Source organism: Paenibacillus sp. SAFN-117 (assembly GCF_051966115.1).
In the GTDB taxonomy this organism is placed as follows: Bacteria; Bacillota; Bacilli; order Paenibacillales; family NBRC-103111; genus Paenibacillus_L; species Paenibacillus_L residui.
This window is the reverse complement of record NZ_JBQCLK010000012.1, coordinates 13,298-31,491: the sequence shown is the minus strand read 5'-3', so window position 1 is coordinate 31,491 and position 18,194 is coordinate 13,298. Positions and strand designations below refer to the sequence as shown.

General features: G+C 48.9%; 12 protein-coding genes. 10 read left to right on the top strand and 2 right to left on the bottom strand.

Annotated elements, in window-relative coordinates:
* Nucleotides 1-314: 314 nt before the first annotated feature.
* Nucleotides 315-1,082: a YheC/YheD family protein gene (locus ACTHRH_RS09725; RefSeq protein ID WP_144940497.1), complete on the top strand. Its 768-nt coding sequence runs from the start codon at nucleotides 315-317 to the stop codon at nucleotides 1,080-1,082.
* A 96-nt stretch (nucleotides 1,083-1,178) separates the two neighbouring features.
* Here ACTHRH_RS09725 and ACTHRH_RS09720 read toward each other — a convergent pair whose 3' ends face one another.
* Nucleotides 1,179-1,976 carry an HAD-IIA family hydrolase gene (locus ACTHRH_RS09720; RefSeq protein ID WP_144940495.1) on the bottom strand — a complete coding sequence of 266 codons (798 nt, stop codon included), beginning with the start codon at nucleotides 1,974-1,976 and terminating at the stop codon, nucleotides 1,179-1,181.
* 432 nt (nucleotides 1,977-2,408) lie between these two features.
* On the opposite strand from ACTHRH_RS09720, the gene ACTHRH_RS09715 reads away from it, so the two are divergent.
* The 9 genes from ACTHRH_RS09715 to ACTHRH_RS09675 all read left to right on the top strand — a co-directional run bounded on the left by ACTHRH_RS09715 (nucleotide 2,409) and on the right by ACTHRH_RS09675 (nucleotide 16,820).
* Nucleotides 2,409-3,614 carry an S-layer homology domain-containing protein gene (locus ACTHRH_RS09715; protein ID WP_440415316.1) on the top strand — a complete coding sequence of 402 codons (1,206 nt, stop codon included), beginning with the start codon at nucleotides 2,409-2,411 and terminating at the stop codon, nucleotides 3,612-3,614.
* Between the two features lie 852 nt (nucleotides 3,615-4,466).
* Nucleotides 4,467-9,914: a CARDB domain-containing protein gene (locus ACTHRH_RS09710; protein ID WP_440415314.1), complete on the top strand. Its 5,448-nt coding sequence runs from the start codon at nucleotides 4,467-4,469 to the stop codon at nucleotides 9,912-9,914.
* Nucleotides 9,915-10,400: 486 nt separating this feature from the next.
* A complete protein-coding gene (locus ACTHRH_RS09705; protein WP_440415312.1) occupies nucleotides 10,401-11,843 on the top strand; it encodes an erythromycin esterase family protein in 1,443 nt (480 codons plus the stop codon).
* Nucleotides 11,844-12,103: 260 nt separating this feature from the next.
* Entirely contained in the window at nucleotides 12,104-13,213 is a 1,110-nt protein-coding gene (locus ACTHRH_RS09700; protein ID WP_379291542.1) for an ABC transporter ATP-binding protein, read from the top strand.
* Nucleotides 13,214-14,059, top strand: a complete 846-nt coding sequence (locus ACTHRH_RS09695) for an ABC transporter permease (RefSeq protein WP_440415309.1) — start codon at nucleotides 13,214-13,216, stop codon at nucleotides 14,057-14,059.
* Nucleotides 14,043-14,837 carry an ABC transporter permease gene (locus ACTHRH_RS09690; RefSeq protein ID WP_144940483.1) on the top strand — a complete coding sequence of 265 codons (795 nt, stop codon included), beginning with the start codon at nucleotides 14,043-14,045 and terminating at the stop codon, nucleotides 14,835-14,837. Before ACTHRH_RS09695 ends, ACTHRH_RS09690 begins: the two co-directional genes overlap by 17 nt.
* Nucleotides 14,838-15,087: 250 nt before the next feature.
* Nucleotides 15,088-15,744 carry a hypothetical protein gene (locus ACTHRH_RS09685; RefSeq protein WP_379291539.1) on the top strand — a complete coding sequence of 219 codons (657 nt, stop codon included), beginning with the start codon at nucleotides 15,088-15,090 and terminating at the stop codon, nucleotides 15,742-15,744.
* Entirely contained in the window at nucleotides 15,741-15,899 is a 159-nt protein-coding gene (locus ACTHRH_RS09680; protein ID WP_144940480.1) for an HAD hydrolase-like protein, read from the top strand. Before ACTHRH_RS09685 ends, ACTHRH_RS09680 begins: the two co-directional genes overlap by 4 nt.
* Nucleotides 15,900-16,331: 432 nt before the next feature.
* Nucleotides 16,332-16,820, top strand: a complete 489-nt coding sequence (locus ACTHRH_RS09675; protein WP_144940477.1) for a small multi-drug export protein — start codon at nucleotides 16,332-16,334, stop codon at nucleotides 16,818-16,820.
* Nucleotides 16,821-17,734: 914 nt separating this feature from the next.
* On the opposite strand, the gene ACTHRH_RS09670 is transcribed toward ACTHRH_RS09675, so the two are convergent.
* Nucleotides 17,735-18,106: a VOC family protein gene (locus ACTHRH_RS09670; RefSeq protein WP_440415306.1), complete on the bottom strand. Its 372-nt coding sequence runs from the start codon at nucleotides 18,104-18,106 to the stop codon at nucleotides 17,735-17,737.
* Nucleotides 18,107-18,194: the final 88 nt, after the last annotated feature.

The following is an 18,194-nucleotide window of genomic DNA, read 5'->3' as shown; positions in this document are numbered from 1 at the left end:
CCTGATTAAGCAATAGTTTTGATGTCTCTATCAATCTTAAACCTATCCAGTCTGGCTGGCAATATGATCTTTTTCCAAGCAAGCACCTTGCGAGCGGCTGAGTAAGCGGCCTGCCGGGGTTCCGCATCGTTAATGAGGGCCTATTCGGTTTTATAGCTCTTCTTACTCGGGCCATCTCTATGCTGTAAGGACATGGACCTGGAATAGTAGGCTGGTGCTAATGATTTGGTTCAAATGTCTATTTCTTATCTAACTAAACGATCACACAGCCATTCACCGTGACGGGCACATACAGTATTTTGAGGTGAATTCGATTGAGAACAAAAAACTACAATAGCGCCACCATAGTTGGTAAGCTGAAAGTCTATTATTATTTGGCAGCGAATCACCAGGTCAGCAAACATCTCCCTTACACCACTTCTTTCTCGAAAAAAAATCTTAAACGAATGACCGAATCGTTCCGGTGCTTGTACATTAAACCTAACGTAGGTTCCCTAGGTATCGGTATCTATAAGCTGGAAACGGATGACGAAGGATATCTGCTTCGTTCCAGGAAGAGAACCAGAAGGTTTACAGACATTCATTCGTTATACCGCCATCTGCTTAATGTAAAAAAGAAAAAACTGCTTATTCAACAGGCTGTCGGTTTGGATCGGGTGCAGGGGAACCCTTATGATTTACGCGCCATGGTTCAACGTAAGCCCAAAGGCAAGTGGACGTGTACCGGCGTTATCGCCAAAGTGGGCAAGCCGAATAAAATCGTCACCAATTATCATCAAGGCGGCAGGCTGGTCAATATGAGCAAGCTGTTCAGACAGCTTCAGCTTTCCCCGGAGGAAGGGGAGGAAAGATTGGCACTAATAAGAAAGACCGCGCTTCAAATTGCCCGCGTACTGAGCAAGAAGAAGTCCGGCATGCGGGAGATGGGGATTGATTTCGCCGTTGAAGAGGAGAGCAAGCAGCTGTTCGTACTGGAGGTCAATTCCAGACAGCCCCAATTTGCCCCTATTAGAAAGGTGGACCGGGCTATGTACAATAGGGTCATGTCATATGCCCGGGCATACGGAAGAAAGCATGGGTAATTTCGCTTGATGGAAGTTAGCGGGCAAGGAAGAAGCCGCCGCTTGACTTCTTAAACCTTAAATGATCTGCGTTATCGCCATGGTCACACAATCTCGTTATCGTTTCGCGGCAAGGCGTTCAAAGAGCTCCAGCAGATCGCGGCACACCAGGTCTGGTCGGATGGCTGAGCCGGCGATCAGCTTGTCCGCTTGATCGGGTGTCACGAGACCGGTCAAAACCAGCGCAGTCCGGCATCCGGCCGAGATTCCTCCTTGAATGTCGGTCCGAAGGTTATCTCCCACAACCCAGGCTTCGCCGGCGGGAATGCCGAGTGCTTCGACGGCCATCTCGAGCAGAATGGACGATGGCTTGCCGATAACGACCGGCTCGGCTTCGCTCGCCATCCGGATGGCTGCCGCCAGGGAACCTGCTCCCGGCCGGAAGCCGCCTTCACCGGGCAGCAGATGGTCCGGGTTCGTCAGGACATAAGCGGCGCCGTTCCGAATGTGGCGGACGGCCGCCTCGAGCTTGGAGTAACTGAACTGCCGATCGATTCCCTGAAGGACGAATTCAGGTTCTTCCCCGGTGACCACGAGGCCTGCCTCATGAGCGGCATGCAGCAGACCTTCTTCGCCGATGACGAAGGTGCGTGCCCCCGGCTGCCTTCCGGAGATATAGCGGGCCGCGGCCTGAGCGGAAGTAAGGACTTCGTCCGGCCGAGCTTCAACACCGGCTACGGAACGCAGGTGTTCCGCGACCTGCTCCGGCCGCCGGCTGGAATTGTTGGTGGCGTAAACGAAGGGAAAGCCGGCTTCCCGAAGCCGTTCGATAAACTCGGCCGCTCCCGGTATGGGACGGGTTCCCACGTACATAGTGCCGTCCAAATCGATGATAAATCCCGGTTTGTTATGCATATTAAGCCCTCCTCAGAGCATTATGGCAGATGGATGAGAAAATATCTTTAGCTACTTAGCCTAAGGTAGCATGATTCCGCGATAGAGATCAATGGATACGCAGAGTCAAAGTAGGTCTTGCCATAGATTGGAATATCGCTTATAGTAGAGACAAATCCAATAAACCGTGCGGAAGAACCGCCCTTATTCTCGAATGCGAGTATAGGGGCGGTTTGTTTATTTTGGCCGCACTGAACTCTCCGTTAAGCTTTTCCTCAAATGAGGATTTACTAGTTAAATTTGTCAAATTAGGAGGAATGAACTATTTGTTTGTAGAAATTGTTATAGGTATAAAAGCCTAATCGGCCGTAGGCTGCCCTTTCTTTGGATCCTATTGGAAGCCTGTTTTAGGCCATATTATAGCATTCACAATAATCATTGGAGGTTTGAAACATGAAAACAATTCCATTCAAAAACAAATTCATTACCGTTGGCGTAGCCGCAGCATTAATGATGACGGGATGCACCAATCATTCGTCCTTGCTTGCCGCAGGCAAAGAGGAGCCGCAGGAAGAGAGAACAGGCGCTGTAAAGGAGGCTAAGGCCCCGGTTCAAGTTTACTTGTCGGATATTAAAGGCCACTGGGGTGAGCAATCGATTCAGCAAGCGATAGAGGCCGGTTATGTGGACGGCTATGAGGATGGAACGTTTAGGCCGGATCGCGACATTACACGGGCTGAGTATGTAACGATGGTTACAAAAGCTATGGGCTTAGATCCATTGAACAAGGATAGTGACAATCAATGGTACGATCCCTATATTTCGGCTGTTGTTAATGCCGGTTATCACCGGTACTCGGACTTTAATAACGGAACATGGGATACCCCGATTAGTCGGCTGGAAATGGCCAGAATTGCCGTTCGGGCGGCCAATGAAGAACTGCAATCTGCAGAAAATCAAAGCAGTGACGAAGAATTGATGTTCCTGGCGACCAAGACTGGGCTGATCACCGGAATGGCCGATGGCCAGTTAGGGAAAGAGGAAACGGCTACTAGGGCGCAATCGGTGACTATTATTCAACGCATCCTGGATTTGAAGGAAGGCAAGGAGCTGGAAGTCGATAAGCGGGCAGCCAGCTACGCCGAGGTTGAGTGGCGCAATACGAATATGGAGTCGATTTTGGGAGTTCTACCAGAAGGAGAGTTTCCGATGAATTTGTCATACGGAGCCGAGGTAGATGTTACATTGAAGCAAGTATTGGTGGTGGATATGGAAGATCCGGATGCGGCATTTAGATCTTGGTTTCCAAGAGTAGAGAAAAATAATGGTGACCTGCCCGATCATGATTATTTGATTGCAATGGAATTCCAGGCGACCAATAACACTCTTAGAGAAGGATATTGGGATTTTAGTCAGTATTTTGGGCCGGGGTATCACTTTATTCTGGCTTATTCTTACTCGGATCATCCTACCCCTGTGACCTATTTTCAAACTTATCTTATGAGTAAACAATTTAATGAAACCGGTTGGATGTTTATGACTATGCCTAAAACAGAGGTAGAAGATAGGATTTCTACTGGAGACTTTTGGATCGATATATCTAACAGATATGAACCTCAAAAAGGCTTTAATTATTTGACAAAGCCAATGAGGGAATAAGGTGATATAGACGTGAAAGTAAAGAGGTTTTTTAAACCAATCATTGCAGTTCTATTAACCCTACTTTTGTTAAGTAGTATTTTACTACTTTTTCCTAGTGGAAAACTGCAAGCAGAGTCTTTAGATATCCAATTTGGTGGATCTGAGGTAATTATAGACAACGTAAAATATTCCTATCTTCCTTCGAGTACTCTTTCCGGACTAACTGTAAATCTAAATTTCGGTAATCGGGAGATTGATTATTGGGAAATCGAAGTGAACGGAACCAAAACCAAAAACGGTGGAACATTATCTGGGAATGTACTTACGCTTCCTAACGTTAAAGGTATTGAAAAACAAGTTGCCAACAAAACGGAAACGAATCCAGGGCACTATATTTGGCGAAATGCTGCAGGAACCCATTGGCAAACACAAGGAGAGCGAACAGCAAAATACTCCTTTCCTGGAAGTTGTGTGAAGAATGGTGTATCCGATTGCCCGGGACCTTTTCCCAGCCATCTTCCCTATGATTTGCAGTTTCAGGGCAAAGCCGTAACGACCGCTTATGAAGTGGATTCTCCAAGTCTATATTACCTAGATGAGAGTATGATTAGAAACCCGGCTGGTAAAACGATACCCGTATCCGCAGTAGTACCAGAAAGTATTCGTATTATTAAAGAAAAATCATCAATTATAACCCCTGAGGTAGTTATTCTTGAAACCGGAGGAGTTTCAGAAGGGGCATTACCGGGCAAAGGGATGGTACGGGTTGCAAAGATGCTAGATGGGAACAATAATCAATCACCTAGAGACTATACTATAATTCCTTCAGATACTCCAATTACTGGACATACCCAAGGCCGCAACTACAAAATGGAGATCAATGCCTTCTGGCAAGGGATCTCCTATGAATATAGCGGTAAAGTGACGGTGTATTTGAAGCCAACAGAGAAACCCGATTTAGGTAGCCTTGACTTCAAGACTTTGGTGGATTGTATTGCTTTAAATGTGGAGACACCGTTTGAGTTTTCCTTTAGTAACGGTGGACGAGCCATCGATACGCCGTTTACGGTTGAAGTGTGGGTCGCCGGCCAGCTCCATAAGACGTTTAATTATTCGAAGATGGGATCCAATCAGACGATCAAGGAGCAGTTCACGTATAAGTTTACCAATGAACGGTCCACCGAATTTGTCATCAAGCTCGATCCGGATAACCGCATCACCGAAGAAACGAAGTCTAATAATGAGATCAAGAAACTGTATGCGGCCAGCCGGCATTGTGACGACAATCCGATTGAAGAAAAGGAGATTACCGGGGATTTTGAAATTGTACCCGGCAAAATTCAGTTCCGAGATTCCTTTACGCTCAAGCCGAAAAATATTGTGGTGAAGGGAACCGGCTGTGAATACGTCAGCCATAAATTCCGGTATTATCAAAATGGGTGGAGCGTAGAGGATACGCCACTCGTTAAAGGAAAAACCCAAAATTATGTCCAAAGATACCCTTATTCCCTACAAGTGGGAACGGTTCAAGTGTACATGCAGATACAAACGACCTGCGGAAATTCCGACTGGATCGGGCCGAAGCCGTTGGAGATTGAAACGAATCCGGATAACCGGCCGCCTGTGTTCAGTATCGGTTGGTTTCAGCAAGGGGATTATTATGGTTTTATTCCTTCAGCCACCATTGTCGTCAAGGATTCCTATGTGAACCTACGGGTTATCCAAAATCCGACAACCAATCCACCCGAGCCTTATGATCCGGACGGGGACCCAATCGAATACTATTTCCACTTCGAAGATAGTAAGAGTTCATGGATTCGCGGATTGCCGGATTATTACCAGCTCTGGCCCGGAAATACGGAGTTCAACAATCTAAAAGCTACAGAGCTGGGAACACATGAAATCATGGCGACCGCAACGGATCCCCAAGGAGCTTCTTCAACCAGCAAGGCGATGATTACGGTGGTCGAGCCTAACCCGATCCCCATCATAACTGCACCTGATTCCGTAGTTGAGGGACGTCCCGTGAAGCCACCGATCCATGGGGAAAACAGTTTTACGTATGTTCCCGGGCGAACCATATCCAAGCACATTTGGGAAAATAGACGGGATGTGTACCCGAAGCCGGGGATTGAAACGATCACCTTGGAAGTGGAAGACAATACCGGATTGCGTTCTTTACCCGAAAATAAAGCCATTCATAAGCTTGTGGTGAAGGAAGATTTGCCGCCGGTTCCCAAGCTGGCCTATAACTCTATCGGACTCCGGAATACACCGCTGCCGATTAAGAACGAAACATATAGTCCGGATGGTGACGCTATCGTTGTCAATGATCTGTATGTGGCCTATGATTCCAACAATGACGGCAAGTGCAACGAAGCGGACTTCCGGAAAATAGGCTCTGGCGGTGGAGTGGTGAACTACACCGCAGATAAAGTAGGGAAATATTGCCTGAAGGTGTATGCCGAGGAGGATTGGGGTAAACATGCGACCGGATACTTTTCCTTTGAAATCGTGAATCAGGCACCCGAGGTCAGTTTTACGCCGATTGGCATTTCGACCGAGCCGGAACCGATTGAATCCACTGTTTATCCGGCAAGCGATTTTATGACGAATAAATGGGTGAATACTTCTTTAGACGAGCCGAGCATTTTAAAATATTGGTCCGCAACTCCGGATGGACTGCTTGTAACAACGCCGATTATAGCCCAAAAACCGAATCAACTTCAGAAAGACCTTAACGGTTATATATCTTTACCTGTTTCTTCAGATCAGATCAAGACGCCTAAGAAACTCCCTAAACCCTACTACAGTAGGGACTTAAGAAGTCTTGCGTATAGTTTAGGTGGAGATAGATATATTATGCACGTTTGGGAGGGTTATAATAGCGTTTACTATTTAGTAGATCCAAGTGGCAACCAAACCAAATTATTCGAGGGTGGCTATTCTGATAACCATATGATTATCAGAGAAGATTTGGACCAAATAATGTTCTATTTTCGGAACTACTTAGGTTGGGTTATGGATAGGTATTATTCCGATCTTCGGGATTATGCGCTGTATCGAATTTCAGACTTGGCAAGAGGTAAGGTAGAGCCCTTAGAGACATCGCACGTTTCTATACAAGAAACCAAATACGGGGAAACCGTCACTGTGGACGGGAAGATTCTAAAATTCTCTGACGGAACTGGAACGTATGATGCCGACAGCTTCTTGAAGTTTAATAGTGATGTCAAAAAAATTGACTTGTCTAACCGCAGAATATATTCCTATTCTTATGATAACTTAGTGACCCCTTATAAGGTTGAAAGTTATTCGAATGTACCTGCTGCTGACATGCAATATAGTAATCCTAAACATCCCGATTATCTTCCTGCTTATTTGAATACTGATATTCAGGATTCCAGGGGAAATAAGTACAGCATTGTTAATGCACATTTAAAAGATACGAATAGAGGGTGGGTAGGATACTTAGTCCGCTGGGATGGATACTCTGGCAAGCCTCAGGTTCTTACTGAACTTGAAGATGTTTCTTATCTCGGAGCAAGTATCTGGAGTAAGGTCCAAGAAGATAGGTATCTTATAATCCACTGGAAAGACAAGTACCACCAATACGACCTTGTTACCGGAAGCCTCAGACAAGTAGATTATCGTCCTCCCACTCTCCCCTATTGGGGAGGAGTCAATGGTATTGGGATTAGAACCGACGTGATTAGGGATCCTTATGATGATGAGCGGATGGGAGAGAAATATAGAGTCGTTGACCGAAAGTCGGGAAGGGTATTATGGGATCTTCCTTTTAGTTCCGGAAGGTACGGTATTCAGGGATATGAGTTTGTGGTAGGCAGCTATTATTTCCCGGAAGAAGCTACACTATACCCATTTGAGTATAATGGAGAGCAACCACCTGACCATAACGAATGGCAGACCAATGGGCAGTTGATAAATGCCCAAATGCCTCCTTTGGCCAACGGAACGATTGCTTGGAGTCAGAAGGTTGCATATCAAGAATTCGATCATTTACCAACGGGAATGAGTTTCCGGATTCAAAACCACAAGAATATGTATCGGGTAGAATCCACTAATTCTAAGCTAAAACTAATCAAAATCGTCAATGGAAGGAAACAGACCCTTAAAGAAGTCACTCATTTCATTCCCGATAATACTTGGACCGGCTACAAAGTCGATATGCGCGGCAGCAGTCTGAAGGTGTATGAAAACGGGGTGCCAATCATTGAAGTCACGGATGGCACATTCACCCGAGGTACATTCGGCCCGTATTCCGTTCATGATACGGTTGCTTTTAAGGGGATTTCCTCCCGGATGATGCCTGCCGGAACGGATAGCGAAGTCAATGGTTATGCCATTGTCGATACGCAGGTGACTTATGATTCGACATACATTGATTTTGAAAATGACCCGAAAATTCCGGACAAAACGGAATGGAAGACAGAACATATTAATACAACAATGTTCTTGAATATCGGGGATGGCAAGAGTGGGTTGTCTGCGTTTCATAATTCCGTCCGGAAGACGCCGGTTCCGGTTTTCGATAAGGTAGGACTGTACCGGATTTCGTATCGGGAAATGGACGATCCTCATCCCAATTATCGTTATCCGAGCAATGTGTTCGGCCAATACCGGAAGTACTCGGATTTTGATATCAAAACGCTCATTGTCCATCGGAGGCCGATAGCGAATTTCACGGCCAGCATCAACAATAACAACCTGGTGGTTTGGAATGAGCGCAGCTACGATCCGGACCGCTGCTACAGCTTCGGAAACTGTCAGGCGGCTTATGCAGGCAATCACGGGATTTACCAGAAGAAATATTATTACGTCACACCTAGCGGCCAGACTGTCCAAGGAAAGCTGCAAAGGCCAACGGAAGAAGGAGTCTATACCCTTGGATTAGCTGTAGCTGATGAATACCGGGCATGGAGCGACTGGTACGAGCAGGATATCGTTGTGAAGCAGCCTGTCGCGGCCAATCGACCTCCGAGCGTGACCTTAACCTATCCGAACGGAAGCAAGGCAAACCCGACATATGTGCCTACCGTGACACCAACGATTAAATGGAATCAAAGCGATCCCGATCCCGGTACGGTCTTTGAACTGTTTGACGTTCAGATTAAAGATGAATGGGGTCGAATTTTCCTCAAGAGGACAGGATTAGTCCAGAACACGACAGCTGCTTCGAATCAGTGGACGCTAGATGTTGCTCTGGAGCAGGGGCAGAAGTATGAGGTGCAGGTACGAGTCACGGATGGCCAAGACTATTCTCCGTGGTCCAACATCGGCTGGATGATCACGAATCGTCCTCCGGCTGCTCAGATGACCGTTCCTAACGGCACGAAGGACAAGCCTGCGATGATGGATACGCTGCGGCCGATCCTGCAATGGAAGCAAACCGATCCGGATCCGGGCACCGTATTTAAATGGTACCAGCTACAGATTATGGACGAAGCCGGAAAAGTAATTCTGGATACAGGAGAGAAGAGCCAAAATACGTCCAACACATCGGCCTCCTGGAAATTAGACAGAGATTTGCCGCCAAGGCAAAAGCTTCAGGTACGTGTTCGTGTGCATGATGGACATATCTGGTCACCATGGTCTTCTGCGACCTGGATGATGATTAACCGCCCGCCGGTTGCTGATTTCGATTGGTCGCCTAAACCGTTGTGGGAAGGAGACCCGGCAGAAGTTTTTGCCCTCGCAACCGATCCCGATGGAGATACATTAACCTACCTGTGGGAAGTGGAAGGGCCTGACGGCAAGCGTAGCATATTCGATACCCCGCGCTTTAGCCAGCGATGGCTGCAGCCCGGGCGGGTGATTGTGAAGCTGACCGTATCCGACGGTCTGGCCTCCGACTCCATTACCAAGACGATCGTGGTACAAGAGTTAACGATCCGCTCCGAGGTTCATCATACTCCTGAATGGCTGGCCAGACATGAGGAGAAGGAGCATAATACGACGGTTCCGCCTAAAGATTTTTATTCGGGGGAAGTGTTCGTCGTGCAGACGGAAAGCTCGCCGGCTCCGGTTCGTGAAGCGTCCGCTTCCTTGCAGGCCAACGGCAAAGACGGCAGTCCCATCTCTATTACTGCCCGTCTGGAGCCTGATGAAAGCGGCGTTCTCTTCCATGGAGAGCTGTATGATGAGCGGCTCGGCTCGTTGGAGGGAGGACTTCCCAAGGGGCTTCACCGCATCCGGTTCAAGATCATATATGAGAATGGGGTGGTGAAGGAGGAGGAGGTCCCCATCCGAATTATCGGATCGATTTATGACTATATCGGGGTGCACCGGATTCAGTGAGCAGGAAAGATTTACAACAGAGCTTGGGGATAAAGATGTGCAGCCCCCAATGCGGGGGATTGTAATGCATGACGGCGGTCAGTAGATCGCTCGTGCGGCCTTCCGGCCCATAACCAGAGCAGCGCGGGCCGAAAAGGCGCGCGCTGCTCTACTGGAAGGGAGGAGGGCAAGCCTGCAAGTACTTAAGTGACAAAATTGTAAGGTTTACTCATGGGATTGCAAGACTTATCAATAGCTCCCCGTAAAGTCGATGGTATATAATGCAAATGGGGAAAAATCCATACGCTGCCGCCATAGATCATTGACATAGTTTTGCCATATGAACTATCCCGGAATTTTATAGATTTCTATTTTCACAGAATTTATAACTCAGATTTTGCCAGAGCGAAAATCGATTTAAAGAATATTGGTTGGCAAGGAATAGGTTAGGCACAGCGGATGGTTTCGCCCGAACAAGCCAATGACATCAAAAGGGAGAGACAGTACATGGCACGAAAAAGATTACAGCTTGTCGCTAAAACAGTGCTTGGAATAACGATAGCCGCTTCCGGAGTATTGACAGCCGCTCCGAATGTTCTGGCTAATGAGGAGACCCCTGTCGTCGTTCAATCCATTCAATATCGGGAAGGGGATCATGTTCTCCGGTTATGGAAGGACTATTTGGAAGGTGTCGTGCACCCGTTGGAAACGATCCAGCCTGCTTCTGTGAAGGGCGGGGACGTAGGTGAGGGAGACGAGGATAAGTTTAAAGATTTACAGTTTCTGAAGTCTCTTGTGGGGGATTCGAGAATAGTCATGCTTGGGGAGAGTACTCACGGTGCCTCCGAATACAACCTTTCCAAAGTTAGACTTATTCAATTTTTGCACGAGGAAATGGGATTTGACGTAATTGCCTTCGAATCGGGCCTGGATGCAGCATTCTCATCCTATGTTCAATCGGATTCTCTAAGTCCGCTGGAATTGATGAGAAGCTCCGTATACCCGGTTTGGCACACACAGGAGGCGCTGCCTCTGTTCGAATACATAGCCGACCGCCGGAATTCGGAGAATCCGCTAATTCTAACCGGATTCGACAACCAGACCCTGTACTCTTACCGTGACTTCATTCAGAAGTGGATAGGCCCTGTTGATTCGGAAATGGCCGGGAAATGGAATCAACTGGAGGATAAAATCTGGTCGTGGTATGCCGGCGATAACAATGATTTGGAGCAGTTTTATGAGGAAAAGCCCGCGCTCTTGCAAGGGCTGCAAGAAATTTCCGCGTTCTTGCAGGCCAATGGCGAGAAGCTGAAACAAGCCTACCCGGATGATCCCGAGCTGCTGAATGTAACCAAGCGGGTACTGAACAACCGTATTGAGTTAGTGAATACGGTTCTCGAAGCGAGCATTAAGCAGCGAGTGACGGTTGCAAGCGGGGAGATGCCGGAGTTCCGTCTGGAAGAGGATACGATGTATTTGCGGGATAGGGCGATGGCGGATAACTTGGCCTGGCTCGCCGAGGAGGTTTATCCGGATAAGAAAATCATCGTCTGGGGACATAACTTCCATATTCGCAAAAGCAATACGACCGTCGGCAATACCTATAACACGCCTAATATGACCGAGCTGCTTCCGGAAAAGCTGCGCGAGGAAAGCTATGTGATCGGTTTGTATGCACATAGCGGAGTTTCGGGCGACAATATGGGAGAAGATTCTCCCTTCATCCCGGTCCAGCCGGGAAGCGTGGAGTATCTGCTCAATGAAACCGGTCATCCGTATTTGTTCGCAGACCTGAAGAATGAGCAGCGGAGAGTGTGGAACGCATGGATGTTTACTCCCCGGACCGGACTGTATTGGGGCATGTTTGAGGAGCTGTTTATTCCTCGGGAACAGTATGACGGAATCTTGTTCTTCCGGACGGTTCAGACTCCGCAATATATAAAAAAATAAAAAAAGGTTGCGTTTTGGAACAACCGATGTTAGAATCTTACAAAATTGGATGGAAGGATCTCTAGGGAGCCGACGGTTTGCACTCATTACAAACCGGTCGAACCGAGCGAGATCGGCGCATAGGGCAATAGGATGCGCTACACCGTAGGGATAAAAGACCTTCGGCAAGTTCCGCCTTAATCGGCGGCTTGCGGGAGGTCTTTTTCGCTTTATCAGGATAAAATATCCGCCGCCCGTTGGCCGGTAAAGGAGGTAAAAGGATGAAGATTATTCGTGTGGAAGGACTGAGCAAACAATTTATCCGCAAACAGAAGAGGGAGGGGCTCCTGGCCAGCTTTCGCTCGCTTGTAGCGCCGCAGTGGGTAGAGAAGGTGGCGGTGCATCCGATTGATTTTACGGTGGAGGAGGGGGAGATGCTGGCTTTCCTCGGCCCGAACGGCGCCGGTAAATCGACGACGATCAAGATGCTGACCGGAATTCTCCATCCGACCTCCGGGCATGCTGAAGTGATCGGCTACTGTCCGTGGAAAGAGCGGTCGAAGCTGGCGTACCGGATCGGATCGGTCTTCGGGCAGAAATCCCAGCTCTGGTACCACCTTCCTCCGGCGGATTCCTTCGAGTTGATGAGCCGGATTTATGAACTGGGAAGGAACGATTACAAGCAGCGGAGGGACGAACTGATTGAGCGTCTTGGCCTGTCTGCTTATCTTCACGTTCCGGTGCGCAAGCTGTCGCTGGGGGAAAGAATGAGATGCGAGCTGGCGGCCGCCCTGCTGCACCGCCCCAAGCTGGTGTTTCTCGATGAGCCCACCATTGGCCTCGACGTGATTGCCAAGCAGAAAATCCGGGAGGCAATCCGCGAGATGAATCGTCAGGAAGGGACGACGGTATTCATCACCTCTCATGATGCGGGGGACGTGGAGCAGTTGTGCAGCCGGGCCGTAGTCATTAACGACGGGCGGATTATTCTGGACGATCCGGTCTCCGTTATGAAGCGGGAGTATTTGACGATGAAGCGGGTCACTCTCGAGCTGCGAAGTGAGCCCCGGCATTGGGGACCGGAAGGAATGGCCGGAAGCGAGGAGCGGGAGAGGCGGAATGAGGGGCAGGAGCGGCTGGAAAGTAACGGCCGGCGAAGCGGCGATTCCCAGCCCTATAAAACAGGCGGCATCGGGATTCGCGGAGTTGAGCTGATCGAACTGGAAAATAACCGCCTCCGGCTGGATATTCATACGGAAATCATTACGGTGGAGGAAGTGCTCGGCTATATTGTCCGGCACTACGAGCTGGAGGATGTAACGATTGAAGACCCGCCGATGGAAGAAGTCATTACGCATATTTATGAGCGGTCCGGGAAGGAGGCGGGGTGAATGCGACGGAAAGGCTGGACGGTATCTGCCGTACTGTCACCATCCTCACTGGCGCTGAAAGCAGCGAAATATGCGGCGGTCGGAAGCATTACGCTGCGCAATCATTTGGCTTATGTGCTGGATTTTGTGATCCGCTCCTTATTTTTGATAGTCATTCTGTTCATCTTCGTGCAGCTGTGGACGGTAACCTATGCCGGTGTCGGAGAAGAGCAGATTGCCGGCTACCGCTATGGAGAAATTATCTGGTACCTGATCTTTGCCGAGGCGATCATTATGGCCTCCCCGAAGCTGAATGTGACGATCGAGGAAGAGGTCAAAACCGGCACGGTAGCCTATAGATTATCCCGGCCGCTGAGCTATGTGGGCTATCATTATGTCAGTTACATGGGAGAAGCGTTGATTCGCTTGGCCGTGAATCTCGTGGTAGGCGGAATGCTTGGCCTGCTCGTAATTGGGTCGCCGCAGCTCGGATGGGGCTGGGCCGGCTTCGGACTGATCGTTATCGGCTCGTTCACGATTAACTATTTCATTCGCATGTCTTTGTCTCTGTGCGCTTTCTGGCTGGAAGAAACTCAAGGGCTCGCATTCGTGTACGATAAAATGCTGTTTACGATCGGCGGCATGATGCTGCCGCTGGAGCTGTTTCCCGATGTCTTGAGGACGGTCTGCGAATGGCTCCCTTTTCAAACGATTGTCTATTTTGCCGCAAAAACAGCGATCCATTACGACCCGGGAACTCTGTTGGGCATGATGGCCGTACAATGGCTGTGGGCGGCCGCCTTAGGATTGTTAACGATAGCGATTTACCGGAGAGGGGTGAAGAAGCTTCATGTCAACGGCGGGTAAGCTGCTGCGGTTTTGTTTGTTTTGCTGGAAGCTGAATTTGGCGGGGGCGCTGGAGTTCAGGCTCAATTTTCTATTGACGGCGGGAATGATGCTCATCAATAACACAGTGTGGATTTTTTTCTGGGGAGTGTATTTTACAAGCTTTCCGATTGTGAACGGATGGGAGCTAACGGATGTCATGATGATGTGGGCGATCGGAACGATAGGCTTCGGGCTGTCGGCCACGTTGTTCGGCAACTCGCTGCAAATCGCCAACATAGTGGCTAACGGCCGGCTGGACGTATACCTGGCCCAGCCCAAGCCCGTCCTGCTTCATGTGCTGGTGAGCCGAATGTCGTTATCGGCTATCGGGGACGTGCTGTTTGGAGTGATTTTATACGGAATATTCGGGGATCATTCCTTGATTGGAGTGCTTCGCTTCGTTCTGGCTTCAGTGCTGGCTACGGTGTTCTTCGTTTTCTTTCACGTGCTTAGCCAGTCACTCGCCTTTTATATCGGCAATGCGGAAGGGATCGGCTATCAGTTGTTTAATATTTTTATCACTTTCAGCACGTATCCTACAGATATTTTTAAAGGCTGGGTCCGCCTCCTCCTGTTCTCGGTGATCCCTGCCGGCTTCATCAGTTATATGCCGATAGGACTGCTGCGGAACGCAGACTTCAGCTTCCTATTGTGGGCAGGGGCGGCCGCCCTTGTCCTGACTGCCGCCGCTCTGTTTGTTTTCTACCGGGGGCTGGCAAGGTACAGCTCCGGCAACCAAATCGGCTTGCGGATGTAATGCCGGCAGCGGGCTATCTACCGCCGCCTACCTGCCGGGAATTGGCGGCCGGCTTGCTTCCTCATAATGCTGGATAGGGGCCTGGAACAGAGTAGCATTGGTACTGCCCCCCGATAAGATGGGCTCCGTCCGGGGGGCAAATACCCGGCGGGCATCCGCAAAAAATTAGCTTTAATTTTCATGCGGATTTAGATAAGGTAGAATATAAGGAAATGATTACCACAACTAACATGGAAATGGAGTGGAACGGATGCCGTCTCAAATGGTTCATTTGGCTGTGGCCGTTAAGCTGTACGAGTATGATAAGGAGGAGCCGGGCCCGTCTTTTTTGCTTGGCAGTGTAGCTCCGGATGCGATCCACATGCGCCCCGGAAGCAACCGGGAGGATAAGAAAAGAACTCATTTGGGCATTACCCAATCCGGAGTGGATGCCGACGGAATTATCCCGGGCTTTGTCCGGCCTTACTTCGAGGCGGAAAGTACGGAGGACGTCCGGCAAACGATCTTGGGCTACGCGGCCCATCTGTTAACCGACTATTATTGGCTCCAGACACTGAATCGCGAGTATGTTGACGCGGTAGCTCCGCGCTTGTCCAAAGAGGAGATCCGCACTTTATATTACCGGGAAACGGATAAGAATGAGTTCCGCCTGTATCGGGAGGCTCCTTGGCGGCCGAGGATATGGGACTCGCTTCGCGCAGCAAGGGCTCTGGATGTCGCCCCGTATTTAACGGCTGAAGAAATAAGCCTATGGCGGGAACGGGTGCTCACCTGGCCGGAGGTCAATCAGGAGCAGGATGTCGTTCCTGAATATTTTACTCCTGTTAAAATTGAACGGTTTATTAATGAGGCGGCTGCTTATGTTAAGCATCAATTGGCTGAGTACCGGGAGGCGCTGAGAAAATGAGGGCGGTGCTGTTCGATTTAGACGGGACACTGCTGAACCGGGATGCTTCCTTGATCAAATTTGTAAACGACCAGTACGAACGGTACCGGCATAAGCTGAATCCGGTCTCTAAGGAAAGGTATTTGTCCCGGTTTATTGAATTGGACCAACGGTAGCTAGCACAATCATCCTCCGGATCGCCTTGTCCACATATGTCGACAGCCAAGCAGGCAATGCTGCTGTGCTATCTGCTTGGCGATAATAACGGTCGCTCACCCAGGAATTACTCCGATAGGAGTTTTTCCTAGGTTTCCTACTGTCAATTATTAATAAATATACATAATATCATATAAAATACAGAAAGGTGATTCTATGTCATTTCGTTATATTACTCCGGAACACGTACGTAGATTGGCATGTGGATTTGACCGGCATGGCGGAAACTACGGCACGAGTGATTCTGGAGCTGATCAAGCGGCTGCCCGGAATCGAAGACCGGGAAGGATAAAGGGCAATTTATAATTTACTCCGTATCCTTTACAATAGAGGTAATGTGCTTTTGGAGGCAGGATAGTAGTTGCATACAAGCGAAAGCGGGAGGATGGGGAATGGGGATCGATTGGTTTAATGGAGTTAACGAAACCTGGGGATACGTACTGGTCTTCCTGTTGGCCGCGGCTCCATGGCTGGAGGTGTTTCTAGTGGTCCCGCTTGGAATTCTGGCCGGCTTGTCGCCCGTACCGGTGGCTCTGCTCGGATTCGCAGGCAATTTTATTCCAATAGCTCTCATTGCGATTTGGTTTAAAAAATGGACGGAATGGAGAGCCAAGCGCAAGGGGATGACGGAGGAGGAGCAGATGAATTCGCGCAAGCGGTCGCGGGCCAAGAAGGTCTGGGATCGCTACGGCATGCCCGGACTTGCACTGCTCGCCCCTGCGATAGTAGGAACGGACATTGCGGCCATTCTCGCGCTGTCGTTCGGTTCCCCTCGAAAATCGGTGCTTATATGGATGACGGCCAGCCTGGCGATATGGACAATACTGTTGGCCTATGGTACGGTCTATGGGCTGTCCTTTGTCGAGTATTTCCGCCGCTGATTTCGAAAGGCTTAATCTGCCGGCCGCAGGGGGCGGAAACAGTGCGATATGCGCGAAGAGTTGTGAGGCCATTTACACCAATAGAGCTTGCGAGGCATCTTCGAGTAACTGATCGTTACGCCCGTAAGGTGCTGCATGACTTGGTGGAGAAACAACAATTTGATAGTGGTTAGAGGAAAATTGAGATTTCGGACGTATCAGTTGAATATTGTCAGTAACTTAAGGACTTTGGGGGGGAAGGAAGGGAGGAGGAGAGGAGAGAGAAAGCCTACGGAACTGAGAGGCGTTATTCAAAGAAATATCGCCATTCTTTAAAGTTAACGGAACTGTACGCCGTTATTGGCTGCAATTCGCGAAGTATTGCCATCGAAATAAGCAAATAACTGTACTGAGTTCCGTTAGGATTACAATACTGCCAAAATCAATGAAATAAGGTCGCTGACTTCCGCTAATGTCACCGGAGCCTAGGGCAATCCGAATCTTGATCGAATGGCTGACGAAGACTGTATTTTGATGATGGCGGTTACGTATTCCTTTACTAGATAGGCATAATTCTCTTCTCCGCCATATCCGGCATCGGCAATGATAGTTCCTGGTATTATGGAGCGCTGCCTTAACCTTCTCTAGATGGGGCTTTAAGCGCGAATATCCGTTGGACGCTGCTGAAGGCTATATCCATGTTATATTCAATGTACAAAGAAACCGTCTCCTTTCAAATGGTGGGTCGCACTTCCATTTTACTAAGAAACGGTTTCTTTTTTAGTTTAACAATTTTCAAAACGGGGCTGCCCAGTGGCCATCTTCGATGACTTTTGGGACAGTCCCTTATTTAAATATAAAGTATATGTTTCACCTTATACCTGTTCTTATATTTCATCGGTAAACGCGCCTGTCCAAAGGACGGCTTTAGCCGTTTATCCTTTCCTTGTTTCAACAAATTCCAGACGGTTGCCGAAAGGATCGTTAACATGCACCCGCAAGATTCCTGGCAGAGGGACATCCTCCTTCATTGTTACCCCATGGCGGGATAGCTGTTCCCGAAGACGGTTAAGGTCTGACACCTCGAAGGCGGGATGAGCCTTCGTTGCCGGATGAAAATCTTCCTGAACGCCAATATGCAGCTGACGATGGCCACATTGAAACCACACCCCGCCTCTATGGCTCAAGACGGCAGGCTTCGGCAGTTCGCTCATTCTCAGAATCTCGCCGTAGAACCGACGGGCTTCTTCCTCGCATCCAGCAGGAACTGCAATCTGCACATGATCGATTCCTATCCATTGAAACATGAGATCCCTCTTTTCGTTTCATATAGTGAAACTAAATTTTATCAAGTGGTATAATCACACTATAGATCACGTTCCATAAACTGTCAAT

What these genes read in the sequence shown, in the direction of transcription:
- ACTHRH_RS09715 (WP_440415316.1), top strand. Translation starts at nt 2,409, where the DNA reads ATGAAAACAATTCCATTCAAAAACAAATTCATTACCGTTGGCGTAGCC.
- ACTHRH_RS09710 (WP_440415314.1), top strand. Translation starts at nt 4,467, where the DNA reads ATGGAGATCAATGCCTTCTGGCAAGGGATCTCCTATGAATATAGCGGT.
- ACTHRH_RS09695 (WP_440415309.1), top strand. Translation starts at nt 13,214, where the DNA reads ATGCGACGGAAAGGCTGGACGGTATCTGCCGTACTGTCACCATCCTCA.
- ACTHRH_RS09690 (WP_144940483.1), top strand. Translation starts at nt 14,043, where the DNA reads ATGTCAACGGCGGGTAAGCTGCTGCGGTTTTGTTTGTTTTGCTGGAAG.
- ACTHRH_RS09680 (WP_144940480.1), top strand. Translation starts at nt 15,741, where the DNA reads ATGAGGGCGGTGCTGTTCGATTTAGACGGGACACTGCTGAACCGGGAT.
- ACTHRH_RS09670 (WP_440415306.1), bottom strand. Translation starts at nt 18,106, where the DNA reads ATGTTTCAATGGATAGGAATCGATCATGTGCAGATTGCAGTTCCTGCT.
- ACTHRH_RS09675 (WP_144940477.1), top strand. Translation starts at nt 16,332, where the DNA reads ATGGGGATCGATTGGTTTAATGGAGTTAACGAAACCTGGGGATACGTA.
- ACTHRH_RS09720 (WP_144940495.1), bottom strand. Translation starts at nt 1,976, where the DNA reads ATGCATAACAAACCGGGATTTATCATCGATTTGGACGGCACTATGTAC.
- ACTHRH_RS09685 (WP_379291539.1), top strand. Translation starts at nt 15,088, where the DNA reads ATGCCGTCTCAAATGGTTCATTTGGCTGTGGCCGTTAAGCTGTACGAG.
- ACTHRH_RS09705 (WP_440415312.1), top strand. Translation starts at nt 10,401, where the DNA reads ATGGCACGAAAAAGATTACAGCTTGTCGCTAAAACAGTGCTTGGAATA.
- ACTHRH_RS09700 (WP_379291542.1), top strand. Translation starts at nt 12,104, where the DNA reads ATGAAGATTATTCGTGTGGAAGGACTGAGCAAACAATTTATCCGCAAA.